This window comes from Lipingzhangella halophila (assembly GCF_014203805.1).
Lineage (GTDB): Bacteria > Actinomycetota > Actinomycetes > Streptosporangiales > Streptosporangiaceae > Lipingzhangella > Lipingzhangella halophila.
This window is the reverse complement of the sequence record NZ_JACHJT010000001.1, coordinates 3,354,182-3,376,901: the sequence shown is the minus strand read 5'-3', so window position 1 is coordinate 3,376,901 and position 22,720 is coordinate 3,354,182. Positions and strand designations below refer to the sequence as shown.

General features: G+C 70.9%; 19 protein-coding genes. 10 read left to right on the top strand and 9 right to left on the bottom strand.

Translation table 11 applies throughout. The features are described from left to right. The first annotated feature begins 199 nt into the window (after window positions 1-199). Window positions 200-1,102, top strand: coding sequence for an SGNH/GDSL hydrolase family protein (locus tag F4561_RS15625; protein WP_184583706.1), 903 nt, complete (start codon window positions 200-202; stop codon window positions 1,100-1,102). A gap of 556 nt (window positions 1,103-1,658) precedes the next feature. On the opposite strand, the gene F4561_RS15620 is transcribed toward F4561_RS15625, so the two are convergent. The 5 genes from F4561_RS15620 to F4561_RS15600 all read right to left on the bottom strand — a co-directional run bounded on the left by F4561_RS15620 (window position 1,659) and on the right by F4561_RS15600 (window position 6,963). Next, window positions 1,659-2,849, bottom strand: coding sequence for an EAL domain-containing protein (locus tag F4561_RS15620; protein ID WP_312885296.1), 1,191 nt, complete (start codon window positions 2,847-2,849; stop codon window positions 1,659-1,661). Window positions 2,850-3,298: 449 nt separating this feature from the next. Beyond that, complete coding sequence (gene fabF / locus F4561_RS15615) at window positions 3,299-4,567, bottom strand: beta-ketoacyl-ACP synthase II (RefSeq protein ID WP_184579772.1); 1,269 nt, start codon at window positions 4,565-4,567, stop codon at window positions 3,299-3,301. Between the two features lie 172 nt (window positions 4,568-4,739). Continuing rightward, window positions 4,740-4,979, bottom strand: coding sequence for an acyl carrier protein (locus tag F4561_RS15610; protein WP_184579770.1), 240 nt, complete (start codon window positions 4,977-4,979; stop codon window positions 4,740-4,742). 71 nt (window positions 4,980-5,050) lie between these two features. Continuing rightward, the gene (locus tag F4561_RS15605; RefSeq protein WP_184579768.1) at window positions 5,051-6,004 is read right to left on the bottom strand and encodes a beta-ketoacyl-ACP synthase III; all 954 of its coding nucleotides are present in this window, start codon (window positions 6,002-6,004) and stop codon (window positions 5,051-5,053) included. Next, a complete protein-coding gene (locus F4561_RS15600; protein ID WP_184579766.1) occupies window positions 6,004-6,963 on the bottom strand; it encodes an ACP S-malonyltransferase in 960 nt (319 codons plus the stop codon). Before F4561_RS15600 ends, F4561_RS15605 begins: the two co-directional genes overlap by 1 nt. 240 nt (window positions 6,964-7,203) lie before the next feature. Between F4561_RS15600 and F4561_RS15595 the strand changes: the two genes are divergently transcribed. After that, a complete protein-coding gene (locus tag F4561_RS15595) occupies window positions 7,204-8,430 on the top strand; it encodes a PucR family transcriptional regulator (RefSeq protein WP_312885295.1) in 1,227 nt (408 codons plus the stop codon). A gap of 448 nt (window positions 8,431-8,878) precedes the next feature. Then, on the top strand, window positions 8,879-9,691 hold the full coding sequence (locus F4561_RS15590; protein WP_184583700.1) for a hypothetical protein: 813 nt from the start codon (window positions 8,879-8,881) through the stop codon (window positions 9,689-9,691). A 136-nt stretch (window positions 9,692-9,827) separates the two neighbouring features. Here F4561_RS15590 and F4561_RS15585 read toward each other — a convergent pair whose 3' ends face one another. After that, on the bottom strand, window positions 9,828-10,649 hold the full coding sequence (locus F4561_RS15585; RefSeq protein WP_184579765.1) for a phytanoyl-CoA dioxygenase family protein: 822 nt from the start codon (window positions 10,647-10,649) through the stop codon (window positions 9,828-9,830). Between the two features lie 84 nt (window positions 10,650-10,733). Beyond that, complete coding sequence (gene murQ / locus F4561_RS15580) at window positions 10,734-11,696, bottom strand: N-acetylmuramic acid 6-phosphate etherase (RefSeq protein WP_184579763.1); 963 nt, start codon at window positions 11,694-11,696, stop codon at window positions 10,734-10,736. A gap of 197 nt (window positions 11,697-11,893) precedes the next feature. Here murQ and F4561_RS15575 point away from each other — a divergent pair, with 197 nt between their 5' ends. The 6 genes from F4561_RS15575 to F4561_RS15550 all read left to right on the top strand — a co-directional run bounded on the left by F4561_RS15575 (window position 11,894) and on the right by F4561_RS15550 (window position 18,900). After that, the gene (locus tag F4561_RS15575; RefSeq protein ID WP_184579760.1) at window positions 11,894-13,234 is read left to right on the top strand and encodes an ABC transporter substrate-binding protein; all 1,341 of its coding nucleotides are present in this window, start codon (window positions 11,894-11,896) and stop codon (window positions 13,232-13,234) included. A gap of 5 nt (window positions 13,235-13,239) precedes the next feature. Beyond that, window positions 13,240-14,175: a carbohydrate ABC transporter permease gene (locus F4561_RS15570; protein ID WP_312885294.1), complete on the top strand. Its 936-nt coding sequence runs from the start codon at window positions 13,240-13,242 to the stop codon at window positions 14,173-14,175. Beyond that, window positions 14,172-14,993: a carbohydrate ABC transporter permease gene (locus F4561_RS15565; protein ID WP_184579758.1), complete on the top strand. Its 822-nt coding sequence runs from the start codon at window positions 14,172-14,174 to the stop codon at window positions 14,991-14,993. Before F4561_RS15570 ends, F4561_RS15565 begins: the two co-directional genes overlap by 4 nt. Window positions 14,994-15,000: 7 nt before the next feature. Beyond that, a complete protein-coding gene (locus F4561_RS15560) occupies window positions 15,001-17,184 on the top strand; it encodes an alpha-N-acetylglucosaminidase (protein WP_184579756.1) in 2,184 nt (727 codons plus the stop codon). 36 nt (window positions 17,185-17,220) lie between these two features. Beyond that, window positions 17,221-17,934, top strand: coding sequence for a GntR family transcriptional regulator (locus tag F4561_RS15555; protein WP_184579754.1), 714 nt, complete (start codon window positions 17,221-17,223; stop codon window positions 17,932-17,934). Between the two features lie 114 nt (window positions 17,935-18,048). Continuing rightward, on the top strand, window positions 18,049-18,900 hold the full coding sequence (locus F4561_RS15550) for an SAM-dependent methyltransferase (RefSeq protein WP_184579752.1): 852 nt from the start codon (window positions 18,049-18,051) through the stop codon (window positions 18,898-18,900). A 282-nt stretch (window positions 18,901-19,182) separates the two neighbouring features. Here the strand turns inward: F4561_RS15550 and F4561_RS15545 are convergent, their stop codons facing one another. Then, the gene (locus F4561_RS15545) at window positions 19,183-20,388 is read right to left on the bottom strand and encodes an FAD-dependent monooxygenase (RefSeq protein WP_184579750.1); all 1,206 of its coding nucleotides are present in this window, start codon (window positions 20,386-20,388) and stop codon (window positions 19,183-19,185) included. A gap of 71 nt (window positions 20,389-20,459) precedes the next feature. Between F4561_RS15545 and F4561_RS15540 the strand changes: the two genes are divergently transcribed. After that, complete coding sequence (locus F4561_RS15540; RefSeq protein ID WP_312885293.1) at window positions 20,460-21,047, top strand: TetR/AcrR family transcriptional regulator; 588 nt, start codon at window positions 20,460-20,462, stop codon at window positions 21,045-21,047. Between the two features lie 40 nt (window positions 21,048-21,087). Here F4561_RS15540 and F4561_RS15535 read toward each other — a convergent pair whose 3' ends face one another. Further along, window positions 21,088-22,536 (bottom strand): amidohydrolase family protein, encoded by a 1,449-nt coding sequence (locus tag F4561_RS15535; protein ID WP_184579746.1) that lies wholly within the window; start codon window positions 22,534-22,536, stop codon window positions 21,088-21,090. Window positions 22,537-22,720: the final 184 nt, after the last annotated feature.

Below are 22,720 nucleotides of genomic sequence, written 5' to 3'. Positions count from 1 at the left end.
TCTCGGTACGGCGCGCCGGTGTCAGTCGGCGGTATGCTTATCAGGCACGCCGTACCCTGCCTTTCCGTTTTGACACATGCACGTCGGCATAGCGAAAGGCACAACCGATCCCCCGCCTACCCGCGTGCTCGCCCCGGATCGCGGCGTGTCGCGGATGATTGGCCGACTTGCATGATTGGTTACCGTGACTGATCTGGAGATGAATCCCCCTGAAAGCGCTCAGGTGGAGAACCCGGTGGTCATTCGTTCGTACATCGCCCTCGGCGACAGTCTGACCGAGGGCCTGGACGACCTCGGCCCGACCGGAGAGTACCGGGGCTTTGCCGACCGGCTCGCCGAGCACCTGGGTTCCCCCGTACCCGGCTTCCGCTACGCCAACCTCGCGGTCCGAGGGCGGCGCGTGCGCCACATCTTCGGTGAGCAGCTAGAGCAGACGCTGGGTTGCGCGCCGGATCTCGTCACCGTACACGCCGGCGGCAACGACGTGCTGCGGCCCAACACCAATCTCGACACGCTCGCCGCCGAGTTCGAGCGCGGGGTAGAGCGGCTGCGCGAGGCCGGGATCCGTGTTGTCGTCCTCTCCGGGCACGACACCGGCTGGAACCCGGCGCTGCGCGTCTACCGCGGCCGGATCGCGGTGTTCAGCATGCACCTTCGGGCGATCGCCGAGCGCACGAGGAGCGACATCGTTGACCTGTGGGCGTTGGACGCCCTCAACGACCCCCGGGCCTGGAGTGTCGACCGACTGCACTTCAACGCCCAGGGGCACCGCATCGTGGCCGCGCGGATCGCCGAGATGCTCGGCCGTCCCATGGGCGCTCGCGAGATCTGGGCCCGCCCCTGGTCGACTCCACCGCAGCAGCTGCCGCGCATCCTGCGCCGCCGAGAGAACCTGCGGTGGGCCCGCGAGCACCTGGTGCCTTGGGTCAGCCGCCTCGCGCTCGGCCGGTCGTCGGGCGATGGCCGGGCCCCCAAGCGGCCCGAGCTTGCCGAGCTCAACCCCGGCCCCGTGACCGGTGGCCACTTCAGCGCGAATGGGCACGGTGGCCCCAACAGCCATCCGAACGGCGACGGCCGGCAGAACGGGCAGCGCCCGTCCTAGGGCAGCGACCCGGCAAGCGCCCCCTGCATCGGTGATGGGAGTGCGCGGTGCGGCGTCCAACGGGGCGGCGAGGGCAGCGGACGGACCAGCCTTGCGGGCTTGAGTTCTAGTGGTCGGTGCGGGTACCCGATGGTTGCGCGGCCGACGAGAGCGGCGAAGGTGCCGGATGGCCGGGTGAGCGGTCGTCGGTGCGGCGAGTGCGTGGTGGCGCGTGCGTCGGGGGCGAGGACGTTGGCCTGCGGGACTCGCCCCGTGGAGGCGCCCGTGTTCCCGCCCGGCGGCGGGGCGCGCATCGAGGGTGACTGTGGGGACATTCTCGGCGCTGACCATGTCCGCACGGTCAGGTTCGATGCGGACCCCACCCCTACACCTGACCGTTCTGCCGTGTTTCGCCCGGTTTGGTGCCACGGTCACCCACGACGGGCCCAGCCACGAGCCAGACCCCCGTCGTCGGGGGCGCCACCACCGGGACCCCGTACCGACATGCGCTTACTCGGGCCATGTGCTGCCTTCGCCGCCCCCGTTGGGTGCGCCACCGCCGGGCACCAGAAGCGGTCTAGGAGGGCACCACGGCGTGGTCGGCGCGAGCCAGACTCCTGATCAGGTCGCTCACGTGCACGATTCCGGTGCACTGGCCGAACTCGTTGACCGTGATGAGGTCGTCGTAGACCCGGTCGCGGTCGGTGCCCGCCGCACGCAGCGCCGCCATAGCGGGCAGTCCGCGGGCGACCGTACGGGGGGAGTCGGCCAGGCGCTCGGCCGGGCGCCGTGCGTGGAGGGCGTGCCCGTAGGGGCCGGTGATCGCGAGCAGGAACCGCGACCGGTCGATCAGGCCGAGGGGGCGCTCGCGGTGGTCGATCAGGATGACACTGTTCAGCGCCGGATCGTTGGTGAAGGCGTCCAGCACTTCCTCGGCTGTCGCCTCGGCGGTCACCGCCACCGGCGGTCCCATGAACTCGGAGACCCGGGGCCCCGAGCCGAGCTCCGGAACTTCCGAGGTGACCGAAGGGTCCGGAACAGGGTTCACCCGGCCGCCGGGGCGCCATTCGTCGGCGGCGAAAAACGGGCCGTGCGCGAGCCGGAGGCCGATGTCACGGAGCTTCACGAGCTGCGCCACCGTGGCGACACCCGTGGCCATGGGGTAGATCCCGGATCCGCGTCCGATCAGGACCAGCCCCTCGATGACGGCCGACCGGCGGTCGTCCGAGGGGACGCCGGCGACGATCTCGGGGTCGATGCGGAGCAGGAACGGGTCGGCTTCAAGGAGGAGGTCCGGCGGCACCGAGGACGTACCGAAGGCGCAGCGGAACCCGCGCTCACGCAGCCCGCGGACCCCGCGTACGAGCGCGGCCCTCGGGATGTCGCGCAGATCCGGGCCGAGCATCAGGGTGATGTCCCGCGGCCGGCGCCCGGCGCGGCGAAGTTCGTTCTCGACCAGTTCGAAAGCCGTGGGACCGGACATCACGGCGGCGCTGGGCAGCGGCAGCACGAGCGGTAGCAGCGGCTCCTCGGCGACCACACGGCGGGCGAGCCGGGCAAGCTGCTGGGCCTGGGCGGCGGTGTCGCCGCTCTGCGCCCCGGTTGCCGGCCCCGGGGTCTCGACCTCTACCGCGAGCACTGATCCGGCATCGATGTCGACAATTGGGCGGAAAAGCAGGTCGTCGCGGACCGCGACATCGGACGTGCCCGGATCGCCGGCAAGCCGGCCCCGTGACGTTCCGTCCGAGATGGGAGGAAGCGAAGACACGCCGCCATTATCACCGGATCTCCTAGTACACCACAGGAGGATTCCGAAGTTTTCAAGCAGACTTTCATGATACGACGGCGGCTGTTCAGACGGCGGGGCTGACCGACCGCGTTGGGTGGCGCGACGGGAGCCGCGGCACGTACGCCCCAAGGGCGCGGCACAGCGGGATGTTGCCGGATGCTCTCCGGGCGGGCCACGCGCCGGAGACGACCTTGGCCCGAGCGGTGCGAGTGCGCGCGGGCTCGCTTACCTCGTCCGGGAAGCCGAGCTCCTGGGCTAGCTCCAGTCCGCCCGCGGCCTCGACGAAGGCGTGCGGCAGCTTGGTGCCGCGCCGCGCGACCCCCTCCGCTCCTGCCCGGCACCGGACAGGTAGCCGGGAGTGTCCACGTCGGCCAGGCTCGCCGTCTGGCCAACGGGTCCCTCCCGCTTCCGGGAGGCGGCGTTTCCGGTCAGGGCCGGCGGAAGACCACGGCGATGTTGTGCCCGCCGAAGCCGAACGACTCGTTGAGCGCCGCGATGGCGTTCTCGGGAAGGTCGCGCTGCTTGTCGCGGACGATGTCCACCTGGACACCGGAGTCGAGTTCGTCGATGTTGATGGTCGGCGGGATCCGGCCCTCGTGGAGGGTGAGGACCGCCGCGATGGACTCAACGGCGCCCGCTCCACCGAGCAGGTGGCCGGTCATGGACTTCGTGGAGGTGACCGCGACCTGGTCGGCCGCGGTGTCCCCGAGCGCCTGGCGGATGGCGACGGTCTCGCTGACATCGCCCATGGGAGTCGAGGTAGCGTGCGCGTTGATGTGCGCGATGTCGGACGGCTTCAGGTCGGCGTCGGTCAGCGCGTCCAGGATGGCGCGGGTCTGGCCGGTGCCCTCGGGGTCGGGAGCGACGATGTCATAGGCGTCGTCTGAGTAGCCGGCGCCCGCTGCCACGGCGTAGACCCGGGCGCCGCGCCTGGCCGCGTGCTCGGCGGACTCCAGGACGACGACCCCGGCACCCTCACCCATGACGAAGCCGTCGCGTTCGGTGTCCCAGGGGCGCGAGGCCCGCTGCGGGTCGTCGTTGCGCGTCGACAGCGCCCGCATGGAGGCGAACGAGGCGATGTTCAGGGGGTGCAGGGCGGCTTCGGTGCCGCCGGCGATCACGACGTCGGCGCGCCCTTGGCGGATCATGCCGACGGCGTCGGCGATGGCCTCGGCGCTCGACGCGCAGGCGCTGACCGGCGAGTGGGCACCCGCCCGCGCGCTGAACTCCAGCGCGACGGCGGCCGCGGGGCTGTTGGGCATGAGCATCGGCACCGTGAACGGCGAGACGCGCTTCCAGCCCTTCTCGCGGAACGTGTCGTACTGTTCGAGGATCGTCAGTATCCCGCCGATCCCGCTGGAGAGGACCACTCCCAGCCGGACGGGGTCGGTGCCGGGCGCGCCCGCGTCCTCCCAGGCCTCCTTCGCCGCGATCAGCGCGAACTGCTGGGTGCGGTCGAGCCGGCGCAGCCGTGCGCGCGGCAGCTTCTCCGAGGGGTCCACGGCAGCCTGGCCGGCGAAGTGCACCGGCAGGTCAGCGACCCAGTCCTCGTTGATGGGCGAGATTCCGGACCGGCCTTCGAGGAGCCCTGCCCAGGTCGTGGCAACGTCACCCCCGAGAGGGGTGGTCGCGCCGAGTCCGGTGACGACGACGTCGGTGGGACCATCCCCGCGTGTACGCGGAGCATCGCTACTCATTGCTCGCTCGCCCTTCGGAGAATCCCGCCTGAGCGGGGAGTGTGGAATCTGGTTCGCCCCCGGGCCCGCTGTGTTCCGGGCCCGAGGCGGGGTGGCCTGGCGCCTCTTGGGGCGGGACCGCTGGCCGGCGCCCCTGGGGGCGCCGGCCAGCGGTCCCGCGGGCGCGGACGGCCTACTTCTGGATGTAGTTGATGACGTCCTTGACCGTCTTGAGGTCCTTGAGCTGGTCGTCGGGGATCTCGACGCCGAACCTGTCCTGCGCGGCGACCGCGATCTCCACCATGGACAGGGAGTCGATGTCGAGGTCGTCGACGAAGCTCTTCTCCGGTGTCACGTCAGCGGCGGGGACGCCAGCGATCTCGTCGATGATCTCGCCGAGACCGGCCAGGATCTCCTCTTCAGAGTGGGCCATCTTGCGGTGTCTCCTTCAGTGTGAAATCGAGCGTTGCCGTGGGCTCCGGCGCGTGCGCCACCCACGCGGGTCTAGGGAATCCGCAGCACCTGGGCCGCGTAGGTCAGTCCGGCGCCGAATCCCAGGGTGAGCACCGTGCTCCCCGAGGGCAGCTCGCCGCGCCCGCTCATCCGCGAGATCGCGAGAGGGATGGACGCTGACGAGGTGTTGCCCGCGGTGACGATATCGCGCGCGATGAGCGCCTGAGGCGCGCCCAGCTTGCGCGCTATCGCCTCGACGATACGCAGGTTGGCCTGGTGCGGTACGAACGCGGTGAGCTCCGTGGCCGAAACCCCGGCGCGCTCCAGCGCCTGCAGTGCGACCGGGTAGAGCTCGGTGGTCGTCCACCGGAACACCGCCTGGCCCTCCTGGTAAAGGTACTTGTTCTCCCGGAGGTAGATCGTGTCGGCCCCGTCACCGGCGCTTCCCCACACGACCGGGCCGATCCCCGGGGCCTCGGCGGGGGTGACCACGGCCGCCCCGGCGCCGTCCGCGAAGATCACGCAGGTGGAGCGGTCGTCCCAGTCGACCCACTCGGACATCTTCTCCGAGCCGACCACCAGCACGTTCCGGGCGGATCCGGAGCGCACCGAGTCCGCGGCCACGTTGAGCGCGTAGCAGAACCCGGCACAGGCGGCGTTCAGGTCGAACGCGCCGGGAGCGTTGATCCCCAGGCGGGTGGCGACGCTGGCGGCGGCGTTCGGGATCTGATCGGTAACCGTGCATGTGGCGACGATCACCAGGTCGATCTCGTCCGGCGAGACCCCACCCGCGGCAAGAGCCTTGCCGCCGGCGGCCACCGCCATGCTGACCACGGTTTCGTCGCCGCCCGCGACGCGGCGTTCCTCGATACCGACTCTGCTGCGGATCCACTCGTCGGTGGTGTCGACGCGCGCGGCGAGATCGTCGTTGGTGACGACGTTGCCGGGTTGGTACTCACCGAAGGCGGCGACGCGTGCGCCGGCAGCGGTGGGGGACAGGTTCATCAGGCACGACCTTCCGGAGGGAGAGGCGAGCCAACTGAGTGTTCCTTGACCAGCTCGCGGGCGCGGTCCAGGTCCTCAGGGCTCTTGACGGCGAGCAGCTCGACGCCACGCAGGGCGCGCTTGGCCAGGCCGACCAGAGTACCCGCCGGCGGCAATTCGATCAGTGCGGTGACGCCCAGGTCGGCAAGGGTCTGGGTGCACGCGTCCCACCGCACTGGGGAGCTGATCTGCGAGACGAGCCGATCGAGGTACTCTCGCCCGCTGGTGACCACCGCGCCGTCCCGGTTGGAGAGCAGACGGGTCCGCGGGTCGGCCGGGGTGACCGTATCGGCCACCGCGCGTACCTGTTCCATGGCCGGTGCCATGTGCCGGGTGTGGAACGCACCGGCCACGGACAACGGGCGCAGGCGGGCACGGGACGGCGGGTTCTCGGCGAGCGCGGCGAGCTGCTCCTCGGTTCCGGCGGCGACGAACTGTCCGGAGCCGTTGTCGTTGGCGGCGGTCAGCCCGTGCGTCTCCAGGGCGGCCAGGACTTCTTCGCGGTCCCCGCCGAGTACAGCCGTCATGCCGGTGGCGATGGCCGCGGAGGCGTCGGCCATGCCGCGTCCCCGCTCGGCTACCAGGGCCATGGCGTCGTCGGCGTGGAGCACGCCCGCGATACCGGCGGCGGTGAACTCTCCAACGCTGTGCCCGGCGGTCGCGTCGATGGCGGCCGGTGCGTCGGCGAGGTCGTCGAACAGGGCGGTGGTGGCGGCCAGTCCGGCGCCGACGAGCAGCGGTTGGGCGACCGCGGTGTCGCGGATCTCCTCCGCGTCCGCTGTCGTGCCGTAGCGCTTCAGATCCACCTGGGCCGCCTCGGACCAGCGCCCGAAACGCTCGGCGATGCCGGGCGACTCGAGCCAGGGTTCGAGGAAGCCGGGGACCTGAGCACCTTGACCGGGAGCGACAATTACAAGCACGTCATCAACACTGCCCTGTGGGAGTTCGCCAGCCGGATGGGGACACGTACGAAGTTTTCGAGACGCCTTTTGTCGAACTCCTACAAGATGGTCCGGTCTGGGGGCCGATGCGCAACGTGGGCTCGGCCCGGACAGTGTGCCGGTTCCGCCCATACAGCGGGCCGAGCCGCCCCGGAGTGGGCGGCGCGGGCCGTCTCCGCCGGCGCCAAACCGGTCCCGGCGTGATGCCACCCTGGAAGTGTGAGCACGGAATCCACTGGCCAGGATGAGTTCGAGCGTTTCGCCGATGAGTCCGGTGACGACGCCGCCGTTCGGGCCGCGACCGTGGCCCGTCTCGAACGCGCTATGGGCACCCTCGGTACGGCCGCTGTTGCCCGCATGGAGAGCAAGCTGTCGTGGTTCCGCCGGATGTCGGCTGAGGACCGGTCGTGGGTCGGCCTGGTGGCCCAGTCCGGTATGGCCGCGTTCGTCGACTGGTTCAAGAACCCGGCACGCGGCCGCCCCGCCATCACCGTCGAGGTGTTCGGGACCGCACCGCGCGAGCTGACCCGCTCAGTAACGCTGCAGCAGACCGTGGAGATGATCCAGGTCGTCATCGACGTGGTGGAGGCGCAGGTCGAGGAGTTGGCCGCTCCTGGGGGAGAGCAGCAGTTGCGTGAGGCCGTGCTGCGTTACACGCGCGAGGTCGCGTTCAGTTCGGCGCGGATCTACGCGCGCGCCGCTGAGGCACGCGGCGCCTGGGACGCGCGGCTGGAGGCGCTCATCGTCGACGCCCTCCTGCACGGCGACCGTGAGGAGGGCCTGCAGACGTGGGGGTCCGCTCTGGGCTGGTCGCGCACGCCGGTCATCGCCATTGCGGGCGGCCTGGGGGGCCAGAACGGCGAGGGCGCGCTGGATGACATCCGCACGGCCGCCCGCCGCGCGGGGCACGACGTCCTCGCCGGCCTCCAGGGGGAGCGGGTCGTGGTGGTGCTCGGAGTCAACGAGCGGTTCGACGAGGCGACCGCCCCCATGACCGCCGCCGAGCCGCTGGCCGGGATGTTCGGGCCCGGCCCCGTTGTCGTCGGGCCCGCCGTCAGTGACCTGCAGTCCGCGAACCGTTCGGTGCGCTCGGCGGTGAGCGGCCTCCGGTCCGCCCTGGCCTGGCCAGACGCCCCGCGTCCGGTGCTCTCCGAGGACCTGCTGCCCGAGCGTGTCCTGGACGGCGACTCCGTGGCCCGCCGCCATCTCGTCGACGAGGTCTATGTCCCCCTGAGCGCCGCGGGCTCGCCGTTGCTGGACACCCTCTCGGTCTACCTGGAGCACGCCTCCTCGCTGGAGGCGACCGCGCGGATGCTGTTCGTGCACCCCAACACGGTGCGCTACCGCCTTAGCCGGATCGCCGATCTGACCGGGCACGTGCCCTCGGACGGGCGCGGTGCGTTCGTACTCCGGATGGCCGTGGCACTGGGGCGGCTCGAAGGGTGAGAGGCCGCCGCGCACGCGGCGCGGAACCGGCCGTTATCCGGTGGCGGAACCCCCAGCTTTCCCCACTGAGCGGGATACTTCGGGGCGGCGAAGACCGTTCTTTGGTAAGGACGGGTGAGTGACTTCGCGGGTAGACTGGGGCCTCCGCCGCCCCATGTGAGCCAGCTTGCGACGAACCCGCCGTTAATCGCGTGAACAGACTGTGAGTCGGACGCGTCTACACGGGTAGGGGATTTGCGACAAGCTGGGAGCAAAAGCGCGGATCGGAGTACCATGTACTTCTGCGGCGAGCGACGGGAGACCACGCTGCTGCACGGACACGGAGCAGTTCACTGAAGCGCCACCCGCCTCCTCCGTGGGGCAGGGTCATCTCCCAGCGCACGGTTTCGCGGACGAGAATTGGGGGATTTGCGCAGTGAGCAGAGCGAAGAAGCTGTACGCGGGCTTGATGGAGGTTGTGCTTCGGCCCACCGAGGCCGCGCAGCTTCGCCGCCAGGTTCTCTTCTTCATCCCCTTTCCCCTGCCCGTGCTCGGACTCGTCGCGCTGCTGGTCGGTGGCCGCCTCTCGGCGCCGGGATGGATGATCCTGCTGTCGAGTTCGGTCGCGGTCGCCTCTCTCCTGCTTGCTGTCGTTGTGCAGCCGTCCCCCCTGCCCGAGGGGTTGTCCGCCCAAGCGTCGGTGCGCCGCTCGCTGCACCGGTTCCGGCAGATCACGGCGCTTCGGACCGGTCTGGCCCTCACCCCCGTGGTGATCGGCGCCGGCACGGCGCTGGCCGGCGGCGGGCTCATGCCGCTGCTTGCCGCCCTCGTTCTGGCCTGGCCGCAGCTCGTGCTCGCGATGCCGACCTTCTTCACCATCACCCGCGCCCGGCGGGCCATGGAGGCGTGGGGAACCAGGGCCTACCTTTGGGCGGGTCTGGCGCAGCCGGCGCGCGTGGAGTGGCCGGTCGTGACCTACCTGATGGACCGGTACCGCGAGCGCAAGGAGCGGGCCGCACGGCAGAATCCGGCCAACGCGCACGGCGCCGCGAACGACGGCGAGGAGGGGAGCGCTTCCGGGACCTGGGAGGACTCGGGCCTGCCCGAGCGCATGGCCGCCTCCGCGGAGGACCCCCGGGCCGGGCAGGGCAACCTCGTTCCGGGCTTTCCGGTATCGGAGGTGGTCGCGTCGCCCGCGCGGCGCATCCTGCGCACTGGCGACGGCCTGCGGCGCAAGGTCCGCGCCGGGCGCGGCAGCCGGCGGCCGAAAGCGAAGAAGTGACCCCGCCGGACGGGCCCACCACGCCCGCCAACCGAGTCGCGCGAAGGGGACCGCGGGCACAGCCCGCGGTCCCCTTCTTGCGGTCCTGCGGCCGGAGCCGTCCGCGGGCCCGGTCCCGCGGCGTCTCCCAGCCGGTTCAAAGCGGGTACAGGAGCGGGTTCGCGGGGCCGTTCGGGAGGCCGCCCGGTTCGGTTCCGGGCATGAGGATGTCGAGTTGGGGCTGCTGGTGCTCGCCGACCTTGCGGGAGACGCGGGTCGCGGCGTCCAGGAAGATGACCGTCATGACCCGCCGCGGGGAACTCGCCTCGTTCTGGCCCGCGCGGTGGAACGTCCAGCCGAGGTGGAAGCTGACGTCGCCCAGCTCGAACGGCTGCTGCACGGTCTCGAACCGCTCGCGAGCCAGTGCCTCCTGCAGCTGCCGCTCCGAGTCCTCGCTGATCGGGAGGTCCCTGCCGTACTCGAACCGGTGGCTTGCGCGCGCGAAGGCCAGCGGCCCCATCTCCAGCGGTGTGTCCTGCAGGGGGATCCACACCGTGCAGACACGGTCGCTGTCGATCGGCCAGTAGTACTGGTCGGCGTGCCACGGTGTGATGTCCCCTGAGGGTTGCTTGTACAGCGCCTGGTCGGCGAACAGGCGCACGCCCTCCACCCCCAGCAACTGTGTCGCGATGTGCGCCAGGCGGTGCGAGAACACGAGGTCACGTGCTCCCTGGCTGTTCCGCCAGAGGTTGCCGACCTGCAGGAACGCTTTCTGCAGGACGGACCGTTCCCCGTAGGGGACGTCGTCGGTGGTGTTGAGCGCCCGCACCTTGTCCGTGATGTCGGGTTCCACCTGTTCCAGGGTGCCGCGGTCGAGTACCCCGGACAGCTTCACGAAGCCGTCCCGCTCGAAGTCCGCGATGGTCGCGGCCGGTAGTTCGTAGGGCGAGTGGAGCTCTGCTGAGATGGTCGGCTGCATGTCCCCGTCCCTTCCCTTCGTGCTGGTGGCGTCCTTTGTCCAGCGCCACTTGCCGCCGGCCCGCGGCCGGTGCCGTGGAGGCGGTCACGGCCGCTCACCGGTGTCTCCGCGGGAGACGGCGTCGCGTACCCGGCCGTCGGTGCTCTTCAGCAGGCCGCGCGCGGTGCCGGCATCGACCCCGAGCAGCACCATGACCAGGGCCGTCTGTGTCTCCTGGGCGGCGGCGTCGAGCGCGTCGCCGGCCGTGGCGGGGTCGACGCCGGTGATCTCCTGGATGATCCGGACGGCGCGGCCGCGGAGCTTGCCGTTCGTCGCCTGCACGCCGACCATCCAGCCCCCGTAGGTCCGCCCCCACCGCACCATCGAGGCTGTGGACAGCACGTTGAGCGCGACCTTCTGCGCAGTGCCCGCTGTCAGGCGGGTGGACCCGGCCAGGACCTCGGGGCCGGTGCGCAGCTCGATGACGTGGTCGGCGGCTGCGCTCACCGGCTGGCCCGGGTTGTTGGTGACGGCCATCGTGGTCGCGCCGGCGGCGCGAGCGATCGCCAGCCCTTCCAGAACGAACGGGGTCCGGCCCGAGGCCGTGATCCCGACGACGACGTCCTCGCTGGTCAGTTCCGCCTCCGCCAGGCGGGTGCGCGCCTGCGCGATGTCGTCCTCGGCGTCCTCGGCCGCGCTTTCCCGGGCTTCGTCGCCGCCCGCGACGATCGCGGTGACCCGTTCCGGCTCGACGCCGAACGTGGGCGCGCACTCGACCGCGTCCAGCAGCGCGATGCGGCCCGGGGTGCCCGCTCCCACATAGACCAGCCTGCCGCCGCGCGCGAAGCGCGCGGCGATCTCCCGCACGGCGGCCGCGAGCTGGGCGCGCGCGGCGTGCAGCGCCGAGGGGACGTGCCCCTCGGAGTCGAGCAGCAACCCGACGACGTCGTCGACCGGCCGCAGGTCCAGGTCCTCGCACCCGGGCCGAATCTGCTCGGTCGGTAACCGGTTCAGCGTGTCGCGGTCGTCGCCCACGGGGGAGCCCGGGTCGTCGCGGGACTGCGGCATGCGATCTCCGATTCGGTCGGTATTTGGTCCAGGTATAGACCACAGCGGCGTGCGAATCGAGAGTAACGAGATTTGACCAGGATGTCAGCCCTGACACTGCCTTGTAGGGCTATACCAATATCTGGCAGGATGAGGCGCGCGTCACACTGGGAAGTGGTGGCGAGCTCTCCGGTCAGTGGATGGAAGGAGCGCGGCGGATGTCATGGAGGATCACGATCGGCCGGCCCGCGGCCGTGGGAGTCGCCGTATGCGCACTGGTCGGCTGCGAGGCGCTGGTACCCGGCGGCGGCGGGAACAACGGGGGGTCGGGCCCTGACCCCGACCGCGAGGTCTCCACCGAGCTGCCCGACGAGGAGGTCACGCTGCGGCTCGCGTTCACCGACGGCCCCGAGATGGTCGAGGCGCTCGCCGACGCCTTCGAGGAGAAGCATCCGCAGGTCACCATCGAGCCGGAGCACACCGAGTTCAGTGACTACGAGACCAACCTCAAGCTGATGATGACCTCCGACTCCCCGCCGGACATCGCCCAGTACAACGTCCAGACCAAGGACCTCATCGGCTCGGGGCACATCCTCGACCTCGACCCCTACTACGAGGCCTACAACTGGTCGGAGACGTTCCCGGAGAACACCCTGGAGCCGCTGCGGCTCGAAGAGAACGGCAAGGTGCACGGCAGCGGGTACCTCTACGGCGCCCCGGTGGGCATGTCGCTGTCCGGGATCTTCTACAACAAGGAGCTCGCCGAGGAGGCGGGCATCGACGCGCCCCCCGGCACTCTGGAGGAGTTCGAGCGGGCCCTGGAGCAGGCCCAGGACGCCGACCTGAACCCCCTGCACGTGGGGGCGCTCGACTCCGGAGGCGTCCACCTCTGGACGGAGCTGCTCAACTCCACGATGCCGCCCGAGGAGTACCAGGACTGGGTCAACGGCGTCGAGGGCGGCTCCCTGACCGGTGACCAGGCGCTCGCCGCGACCGAAACCATGGTCGACTGGGCCGAGCGCGGCTACATCAACGAGTCGGCGAGCGGTCTGGGCCAGGCCGACTCCACGGCCGAGTTCGCCTCGGGGGAGAGCGTCTTCCTGATCAACGGCAACTGGGCCGCCGGCCAGGTCGACTCGGAGATGGGCGACAACGCGGGGTTCTTCCTGCTGCCGGGCGTGGAGGAGGACAAGGAACCGGTCGCCTCCGGGCTGAGCGTGTCCTACAACATCTCCGCGCAGACCGAGCACCCCGACGTCGCCGCCGCGTTCCTCGACTTCCTCGGCTCGCCCGAGGCCGCCGAGATCTCCAGCGAAGGCGGGTTCGAACCGCCCAACGCCGAGATCGCGCCGGAGCCCAGCGGAGTGTTGTCCGACGTGCACGACGGCTACTCCGCGATCATCGAGGAGGGAACACTCAACCTCTACCCGGACTATTCGGCGCCCGCCTCCTACAACGAGATGGTGTCGGGCGTTCAGGGCCTGCTCGCCGGCGACACCGAACCCGCCGACTACCTCCGGAACCTGCAGCAGGTTCGGGACGAATACCAGTCGGAGTAGCCAGCGTGTCCAATACGGTCGCTGACACCGCGCCTCCGGTGCGCGCCACCGCCCCGCGGTCCGGCGCGCCACGCGGGGAAAAGCGCGCGCCGTCGTGGCGCGGGTACCTGTACGTGCTGCCCGCGCTGGCGTTCTACGTGCTCTTCGCGGTCCTGCCGATGCTGCACACCGTGTACCTGTCGTTCTTCGACTGGGACGGGGTGACGGTCGCAAGTTGGGTCGGCCTGGGCAACTACCGGGAGGTGCTGGCCGACCCGGACCTGCGCGGAGCGGTGCTGAACGCGCTGACCCTCGTCGTCTTCTTCTCCTGGCTGCCGATCGTGCTGGGCATGGTCATGGTGGGGCTGCTCGCACGGCACCCGCGGCGCGGCATGACCGCGTTCCGTCTGCTGTTCTTCGTCCCCCAGGTGGTGCCGCTCGTGGCCGTCGGCATCACGTGGCGCTGGATGTACGGCTCGGACGGGGTGGTGAACCAGGCCCTGCGCGCCGTGGGCCTGGACACGGTCACTCGGGCCTGGCTGGGCGATGCGGACTTCGCGCTGATCGCCGTCGGCCTGGTGGGCACCTGGGCGATGAGCGGGCTGTGCATGGTGCTGTTCTTCAGTGGGGTGCAGAAGGTGGACCCGAACCTGTACGAGGCGGCGCGCATCGACGGCGCCGGCCCGGTCCGGGAGTTCCGGACCGTGACCCTGCCCGCGTTGCGCGGCGAGGTGGCCGTGGCGTTGACCGTGACCACGGTCGCGGCGCTGGCCAGCTTCGACATCGTCTACGTCACCACGGACGGCGGCCCCGCGGGCAACACCAACGTTCCCGGCCTGCTGGTGTACCGGCTCGCCTTCACCCAGAACGAGGTGGGACTGGCCGCGGCGGTGGCGACCGTCCTCGCGGCCATGATCCTGTTCCTGGTGTTCACGATCACGCGGCTGGTGAAACCCGAATGAGCTCCAAGGTCGAACGCTGGTGCGGGCTCCTCGTCCTGCTGGTCCTGGCAGTCCTCATCGTGATCCCGTTCCTGAGTATCTTCCTGGCCTCCATGCAGCCCGCGGGCTCCGCGGTGACCGGGCTGTCCCTGCCGGAGGAATGGAACCTGGACAACTACCGGCAGGCCTGGACAGCGGCGGGCTTCTCGACCCTGCTGCGCAACAGCCTCGTCGTGGCGCTGCTGGTCGTGCCGGTCTCGGTGGTGCTGGCGACCCTGGCCGGCTACGCGCTGGGCACGATGAACCTGCGCGGCGAGAACGCCATCCTGCTGTTCTTCGTTGCGGGACTGACGATCCCGGTCGAGTTCATCGTCATCCCGCTCTACTTCAACCTGCAGGCGGTGGGCCTGGGCAACTCGCTCATCGGGGTGGTCCTGGCCGAGATCGCGCTGTTCATGCCGTTCAGCGTGTACTGGATGCGCAACCACTTCCGCGCCATGCCCCGCGAGCTCGTGGACGCCGCGCGCGTGGACGGGGCCTCCTCGGCGGTCATCCTGCGCGCGGTGCTGCTCCCGCTGGCCAGACCGGCACTGACGACCCTCGCGGTGCTGGTGTTCATGTGGTCGTGGAACCAGTTCATGCTGGTGCTGATCCTGATCCAGGACCCCGACTCCCGCACCGCTCCAGCAGGGCTGGGTTTCTTCGTCGGCCAGCACGGTCTGGACGTTCCGCTGCTGTCCGCGGGAACCGTCATCGTGATCCTGCCGATCCTTCTCGTGTACCTGATCTTCCAGCGCAGCTTTATCGCCGGCCTGCTGCAGGGCGGGTTGAAGGGGTGAGGCACCGATGAGCGAAGACACGGACGGGCAGCGCGCCGCTGCCCCGGAGCGCGGCACCCGGCATCCCGCTCATGGCCTCCTGGGACGGGTGCTCGGCGAGCGCGCGCACGCGTTCGACCTCGACGTGTGCGCCCCGGCGCCGGAGCAGGCGGACATGTTCGAGGTGGCGGCCACCGCGGGGCGGGTGTCCATCCGGGCGACGTCCGGCGTGGCCGCGGCCTCGGCGCTGCGCCACTACCTGGTGCACGCGTGCGACCGCTACCCGACGTGGGACGACACTGAGGTGGCGCTGCCCGACCCGCTGCCCTCCCTGGATCGGGAGACGGTCACCAGCCCCTGGTCGTGGCGGTACTACCTGAACTTCTGCGCCTTCGCCTACACCACGCTGTACTGGGACTGGGCGCGGTGGGAGCGGGAGATCGACTGGATGGCCCTGCACGGTGTGAACCTCCCGCTGTGCATCGTCGGCCAGGAACTCGTCTGGCTGCGGACTCTGCGCGAGTTCGGAGTGAGCGACGAACGGGCCCGCGCCTTCATCGGCGGCCCGGCCTTCTTCCCGTGGATGGCGATGGGCTGCGTGCACGATCACGGCACAACGGTGACCGACAGTTGGCTTGCCGACCGCGCCGACCTGGCACACCGGATCCTGGACCGGCAGCGGAGCCTGGGGATGACGCCGGTGTTGCCGGGGTTCCCGGGCTACCTCCCGGCGGAGCTCGCGGGAGCGCGTGCGTCCCGGGTGGACTGGATGGGCTTCGACAACCGCGCGCTGGACCCGGCCGACCCGCTGTTCCACTCGTTCGGGCGTGCGCTACTGCGGGAGCAGGAGCGCGAGTACGGAACCGGGCACTACTACGCGATCGACCCGTTCATCGAGGGAGTTCCGCCGAACGGCGAGACGGCGGCGGTCGCCGAATCCGCCCGGGCGGTCTCGCGGACGCTCCGCGAGCACGACGAGCGCGGCGTCTGGGTGTTGCAGGGGTGGCCCTTCACCTACCGGTCGGACTTCTGGAGCCCGGACCGGGTCGAGGCGTTCCTCGGCGCGATCCCGGCTGAACAGCTTCTCGTGCTCGACCTGTGGGCCGAGCACAGTCCCGCCGCTGAGCGCACGGACTACTTCGCGGGCCGCTCGTGGCTGTGGTGCATGCTGCACAGCCTGGGCGGCCGTCCCGGAATGCACGGGCAGATGCGCGCGGTGGCCGCGGAACCGGGCCGGATCGCCGCTCTTCCCGAGGGCGGCGGGCTGCGCGGCGTGGGCGCGAGCACGGAGTGCCTGAACCGGGACCCGGTGCTCTACGAGCTGCTCGCCGATGTCGCGTGGCACGGGGAGGTTCCCTCGCTCGAACGCTGGCTGCGGGACTACGCGCGCCGGCGGTGCGGCCGGGACGACGAAGGGCTGCGCGAGGCGTGGCGGATCCTCGGCAGCGAGGTCTACGCCGGCACCGAGCAGTCCGGACCACCGGTGTCGGTCGTGGCGAGCCGGCCGCGGGTGGACCACGGCCTCGAACCGTGGCACCCGCTCAACCTGACCGCGCCGCGCGCGGAAGCGGGAGCCGGAGATCCGCTGCTGCGCGCGTGGGACCTGCTGCTCGACAGCGCGTCGCGGTCGGGCGCGACCGCCGGGATGCGGCGCGACCTCGTCGACGTCGGCGACATGGTGCTGAGCGGGCTGGCCGCCCAGCAGTACGCGGAGGTGGTGGCGGCCTACCAGAGGCGCGATCCCGACGGCCTCGACCGCGCCGGGTCCGCGTTCCTGGAGACCATGGCGGACCTGGACCTGCTGGCCAGCACCATTGGCGACTACCGGCTGGACACCTGGCTGGCGGGGGCGTGCGCTTGGGGCCGCACCGAGTCCGAACGCGCCGCCCTGGTGTGCGACGCCCGGCGGCTGCTGACCTGCTGGGTGGAGCCCGGGCACGTCCTGCAGGACTACGCGGGACGGCACTGGTCCGGCCTGGTCTCGGGGTACTATCTGCCGCGCTGGCGGCTGTGGCTGCGGACACTCCGAAGCGCGCTGGCGCGGGGCGGCGAGCCCGACGCGGACCGATTCGACGCCGAGGTCACTATGCTCGAGGAGAGCTGGCTCCAGGAAACGCGATGTGGCCCGGCCGAGTCCGCGCGAGACCCCGTAGCGGTCGCCGCGATGATCAGGGCGAAGTGCCACAGCTCCGCCGTCCACCGCGGCCTGTGAGAGACCGCTGTACGTACCGAGGACACGGGGGCGCAGATGGATCAGCGAGCCAAGCACCAGCAGTTGCGCGACCGCGTACTCGCCGAGGTCACCGCGACCATGGCGCCGAACGACATGCTGCCCACGGAGCGCCAGCTCGCCGAGCGCTTCGAAGTGAGCCGCATGACGGTACGCCAGGCACTGAACAGCCTGCGCGCCGACGGTGTGCTGCGGTCGGTGCGCGGTGTCGGTACCTTCGTGGCACAGCCCCGACTGTCCAAGGGGCCCGCTCTGACCTCCTTCTCCGAGGATCTCGCGGCCCGCGGCTACGAGCCCGGCACCGAGCTGATCGCGGCCGAGGAGATCACTGCCGAGACGCACATCGCTGTGGACCTGGGCGTGCCGCCCGGTGCCCAGGTCTACCGGATCGAGCGGTTGCGCCTGGCCGACGGCATCCCGCTGTGCCACGAGGAGGTGTGTCTGCACGCGCCGCGCTTTCCGGGGCTGCTTGAGGAGGACCTGACCCATTCGCTGTACGGGGTGCTGGACTCGAAGTACGACGTCCGCCTGCGCCGGGCGCAGCAACAGGTACGCGCGGTCAACGTGGGAGAGGAGCACGCCCAACTGCTCAAGGTGGAACCGAACTCGGCCGGCCTGCACGTGAAGCGCATCAGCATGGACGAGACCGGGCGGATCGTCGAACGCGGCCAGTCGCTGTGCCGCGGCGACCTCTACGACTTCTCGTTTGTGGTTACCCGACCCGCGACCTGACCGGCCGGGCGGGGCCCGGGCTGGGACCACTCTCGCGGCTTCGCGTCCCAACCGCCTACGTGGCCGGGGATGTAGCATGCGCATCAGGTTTCCGCGGCTGGAGGAGAGGGCGTAATGAGCGGTGAGCGTGCGGCCGGGCTTCCCATCGGGATCGACACCTCTGTTCCGAGCGCGGCACGTGTCTACGACGCGTGCCTGGGCGGTAAGGACCACTACGAGGTCGATCGCGAGGCGCTGCGGATGGGGCTGGAACACGCCCCCGAGTTGGTCAACCTGGCCCACGAGAACCGCGCCTACCTCAAGCGCGCTGTCACCTGGGTCAGTGAGCACACCGGTATCGACCAGTTCCTGGACGTGGGATCGGGGCTTCCCACAGTCGAGAACACCCACCAGATCGCCCAGGGGCACAATCCCGACGCACGGGTGGTCTACGTCGACAGCGACCCCATCGTGCTCGCGCACGGCGAGGCGATCCTCGCCGAGAACGCCAACACCACGGTGATCGCCGGCGACCTGGCCCAGCCCGAGACCTACCTGGACGATTCCGAGACGCTGCGGCTGCTCGACCTCTCCAGGCCGGTGTGCCTCATGCTCGTCTCGGTGCTGCACTGCCTGCCCGACGACGCCGACCCGTTCGGCGCGCTGGCGCGGGTTATCGACCGGTTGGCTCCGGGGTCCTGCCTCGTCTACTCGCACATCGCCTCAGACAGCGAGGAGAAGGGGAAGGTCGTCACCGAGCTGGCGCAGAACCTGCGCATGCCCTGGGGGCGGGTGCGCCTGCTCGAAGAGGCCGACCGCGCGATGGACGGGCTTGAGATCGTCGCCCCCGATCTGGAGGGTGCCGCCGAACCGCGCCTGGTGGAATGCACGACCTGGAAGAACTTCGCCAAGCCGGCGCCGGAGCCCGTCCCCTCCGGCGCCGACCGCCAGGTGTGGGAGTACGCCGGGGTCGGGATCAAACACTGAGTCTCGGGCACCGGACGTCCCCAGTGCGCGGGACGGCGCCTCCGACCAGGGAAGTCGCGGACTGGATCGGTGATGTGGGCGAGTGGTTGGACGTCCGGCCGCGGGGCGCGGCGAGGATGTCTGCGGCGTCGTTCTCGGCGACGAACGTGTCCGCACGGTCAGGTTCGGTGCACAACGGCGCGGCACGGGGCTGGCCCATCCACCGCCCTCGCTGCCCTCGCCGCGGGCGGGACCGCGCGCGTGCGTCACCGGCGCTGTACCTGACCTCCATGGCCAGTACAGCTACTCCGGGGCCTCCGCGGGCGGGCGCCAGCTGAAGGTGGCCCGCAGCATCCCGTAGAAGAGTCCCGGCGCGGTCCGGCCCACGGTCGCCAGGGCAGCGTCGCGCAGGGCGAGTCCCGGGCCGGAGCGCATGTGGGTCAGGTGGCCGGCGCGGGCCGACTGCCGGACGATGTCGGCGGTGCGGGGGGAGCGCGCCGCTGAGTATGTGGTGAGCGCGGTGGGGACGCCGTGGTCGCCGCGGCGTACCGCGTGCGCCAGTGTGACCGCGTCCTCCACGGCCTGGCAGGCCCCTTGTCCCAGGCTGGGCGTCATCGCGTGCGCAGCGTCGCCGAGCAGGGCCACCCGGCCGCGGTGGCTCCGCGGCGGGGGCACCGGCAGGTGCCAGACGTCGTTGCGCAGCACCGCCTCGGGGTCGGCAGTCTTCAGGAGGGCGGGGATCGGCGCGTGCCAGTACGCGAAGCGGGCCAGCAGCGCTTCGCGCTCGTCGTCGTTTCGCCCGCCGGGCGGCACCGCGTCGGTGGCGTAGGCATAGACCGCGTCATCGGCCAACCGCATGAGACCGAACACGCCCCCGGGACCCCAGGTCTCCGCTGAGTCGGGCATGCCCAGGGCCTCGGCCGTGCCGGGCGCGGTGAGCAGGCGCCAGGCGGTGAACCCGGCGTAGACCGGCCCCGGGTGGTCGGGGAACAGTGCGGCGCGGGCGGCCGAGCGCGCGCCGTCGGCCGCCACGACCAGGTCCGCCGTGATCTCCTCGGACGCGTCCCGGCTGCCCTCCGCGGTGACCCTGACCCGGGCACGCTGGCTGTCGCCACCGGGTTCGGCCACGTAGCCGTGGACGCCGGTCCGCACCGCCCCCGGAGGCAGCGCTTTCAGGAGCAGGTCGACCACCTCGGAGCGGCGCAGCACGACCACGGTGTCGCCGAACTGCTGCCGGACGCGGGCGGCGTCCGTGGTGAGCAGCCAGCCGCCCGTCCAGCGCCGGAAGCCCCCGCTGCCGAACGCCGCGCGTTCGCGCACGCCGTCGCCGAGCCCCAGGGTGTCGAGGCCGCGCAGCGCGTTGGGCGCGATGGCCAGGCCGGCGCCGGCGGGCTCGATCTTTTCCGCGCGTTCCAGGATGTGGATGTTCCAGCCACATTGGGCGAGCGCCACGCCAGCACTGAGTCCGCCGATCCCCGCCCCGATGATCACGGCCGTCCCGTTCCGCATGGCACACTCCTCTATAGCTGTAGTGTTCATACACTACAGGCGTAGAGGTTCCGATGGATAGGAGGGGCGGTGTGCGCCCGCGAGTGGAGCTGATCGCCCGCACGGCGGTCTCGATCATCGCGCAGCGCGGCCTGCGCGGCCTCACGCACCGGGCCGTGGACGAAGCGGCGGGCCTGCCTCCGGGCTCGACCTCTTACCACGCACGCACCCGGGTGCGGCTGATTGAGACAGCCCTGACCTGGCTGGCCGAGGAGGACGAACAGGATCTCGGCGAGGGAGAGAGCCTGGACCCCGGCTCGGCCGGGGGCGCCGCCGCCCTCATCGCGGAGTTCACGCACTCCGCTGTCGCGCGCGACCCGGACCGTACCCGGGCCCGCCTGGAGCTGGCCCTGGAAGCCGGCCGCAACCCGGACCTGCGGGCGGTCTACGACCGCATCGGGGCCCGGTTCCGCGGCCTCGCCGAGCGCCTCATGCGCGAGTTGGGCTCGCCCGAGCCCGCTCGGCACGCTCGTACGGTGATCGCCTGGATGGAGGGGATGGCGTTCGACTCCCTCGCGGGCAGCGGAGCGGCGGCGCCCCCCAGCCGCTCCGAGCTCCACGAGGGCGCCGCCGAGCTGCTGCGCGCCCTGCTGCCCGCGTCGAGGCCGCGCGAGTCGTAGCTCGGCCGTGCTGGCGCCGCGGGCGAGCGTGGCCGGCGGGTTAGCGGGTGCGCGTGGCCGAGCTGTGGTAGTCGGTGTAGGTGTAGGGGTTGTCGAGGATCTTCGTCTCCGGGATGTCCGGGTTCATCCCCTTCTCCCAGGCCTCCTCGCCGATGGCCGACCTCAGGTGCTCGACGGTCCGTTCCACGGTGCGCCGGGCCGCGGCGAGGTCGACGCCGACCAGCCGGTGGTTGTGCTTGACCACCCGGCCGTTGACGAGCACGGTGTGCACGTCGCCGCGCTGGGCCTGGAACGCCACGTGGCCGTACGGGTTGAGCAGGGGGAACATCACCGGCGAGGAGTCGTTCTTGATCAGCACGAGGTCGGCCTTCTTGCCCACCTCGACACTGCCCAGCGTCGCGTCGCGGCCGAGCGCCTCGGCCCCGCCGCGGGTGGCCCACTCGACGACCTGCTCGGCGCGCAGCGCGCAGTGGGTCACAGTGTCGTTCCGGGCTTGGGCCGCGAGGTGCTCGCGGGAGCGGTCGGCGCCCAGGGTGGCGCGCATAGCGGAGAACAGGTCCCCGCTCTGCCAGACCGAGGTGTCCATCGACAGCGATACCGGGATGCCGTGCGCGCGCAACTTCCACGTGGGCGGGTACCCCTGGCCGGCGCTCTGCTCGCTCTCGGTGGAGACGGAGGCCGAGCCTCCCGTCGCGGCGATGCGGTGGTAGGAGTCATCGGAAAGCGAGGCGCTGTGCACGTACACGTTCTCCGGGGTCATGAACCCGTGGTCGTGCATGAGCCGGATACTGTCGTCGCCGGTCGCTCCCCACACTCCGGCGTGCGTGGTGACGGGGACGCCGAGGTCGCGGGCGACCTCGAAGGCGGGCTTCTCGGGGAAGTCCGGATCGCCGGTGACGTCGAACGCGATCTGGAAGCCGAGCATGTCGTCGCCGGTGAAGCGGCGGTTCACGAAGTCGCGGAACTCCGGTGCCGCGGTCCACTCAGCGGGGGACTGCTGGATGTTGCCGTAGGCCAGCACGAACCGGCCGGGGACCGTCTGCAGCGCGTCTACGGCCGCGTCGGCGTGCTGCACCGTCTGGAGCCCGTGCGACCAGTCGACCGTGGTGGTGACGCCCGCTTCGAGGGCCTCGATCGCCGACAGCAGGTTGCCGGCGTAGATGTCCTCGGGGCGGAATGTCCGGCCCCACTCCAGGTAGTACCAGACGAAGTACTGGGTGAGCGTCCAGTCGGCGCCGTAGCCGCGCATGGCGGTCTGCCACATGTGCCGGTGGGTGTCGATCATGCCGGGCATGACGATGCCGCCGCTGGCGTCGACCTCGACGGTTCCTTCGGGAACGGCCAGGTCGGTGCCGACAGCGGCGATCGTGTCGTCGACGACCAGGACGTCAGCGGGGGAGAGCACCCGTTTGGCGTCGTCCATGGTCAACACGATGCCGCCGCGCAGTACGACGGGGCGCCCAACTGCGAAATCGGTGGGCTCGCTCATGGCTTGGCTCCTTTGCGACGGCATCGCGGGGTGCCGGACAGTTGTCCGCTGAGCGGTCATTATGGAATTGGAGCTAGTGTGGTCGACGCCAGGCCTACTGTCAATCCACCTCCGGTAGCACGGGTGCCCGGAGTGCCGGACGCTCGCGTCCGGCAGTCGGACAGACGGGCGGGTGCTGCCCGCA

What these genes read in the sequence shown, in the direction of transcription:
- F4561_RS15550 (WP_184579752.1), top strand. Translation starts at nt 18,049, where the DNA reads ATGAGCGGTGAGCGTGCGGCCGGGCTTCCCATCGGGATCGACACCTCT.
- F4561_RS15560 (WP_184579756.1), top strand. Translation starts at nt 15,001, where the DNA reads ATGAGCGAAGACACGGACGGGCAGCGCGCCGCTGCCCCGGAGCGCGGC.
- F4561_RS15545 (WP_184579750.1), bottom strand. Translation starts at nt 20,388, where the DNA reads ATGCGGAACGGGACGGCCGTGATCATCGGGGCGGGGATCGGCGGACTC.
- fabF (WP_184579772.1), bottom strand. Translation starts at nt 4,567, where the DNA reads ATGAGTAGCGATGCTCCGCGTACACGCGGGGATGGTCCCACCGACGTC.
- F4561_RS15575 (WP_184579760.1), top strand. Translation starts at nt 11,894, where the DNA reads ATGTCATGGAGGATCACGATCGGCCGGCCCGCGGCCGTGGGAGTCGCC.
- F4561_RS15585 (WP_184579765.1), bottom strand. Translation starts at nt 10,649, where the DNA reads ATGCAGCCGACCATCTCAGCAGAGCTCCACTCGCCCTACGAACTACCG.
- F4561_RS15535 (WP_184579746.1), bottom strand. Translation starts at nt 22,536, where the DNA reads ATGAGCGAGCCCACCGATTTCGCAGTTGGGCGCCCCGTCGTACTGCGC.
- murQ (WP_184579763.1), bottom strand. Translation starts at nt 11,696, where the DNA reads ATGCCGCAGTCCCGCGACGACCCGGGCTCCCCCGTGGGCGACGACCGC.
- F4561_RS15565 (WP_184579758.1), top strand. Translation starts at nt 14,172, where the DNA reads ATGAGCTCCAAGGTCGAACGCTGGTGCGGGCTCCTCGTCCTGCTGGTC.
- F4561_RS15590 (WP_184583700.1), top strand. Translation starts at nt 8,879, where the DNA reads ATGGAGGTTGTGCTTCGGCCCACCGAGGCCGCGCAGCTTCGCCGCCAG.
- F4561_RS15605 (WP_184579768.1), bottom strand. Translation starts at nt 6,004, where the DNA reads ATGAACCTGTCCCCCACCGCTGCCGGCGCACGCGTCGCCGCCTTCGGT.
- F4561_RS15555 (WP_184579754.1), top strand. Translation starts at nt 17,221, where the DNA reads ATGGATCAGCGAGCCAAGCACCAGCAGTTGCGCGACCGCGTACTCGCC.
- F4561_RS15625 (WP_184583706.1), top strand. Translation starts at nt 200, where the DNA reads ATGAATCCCCCTGAAAGCGCTCAGGTGGAGAACCCGGTGGTCATTCGT.
- F4561_RS15610 (WP_184579770.1), bottom strand. Translation starts at nt 4,979, where the DNA reads ATGGCCCACTCTGAAGAGGAGATCCTGGCCGGTCTCGGCGAGATCATC.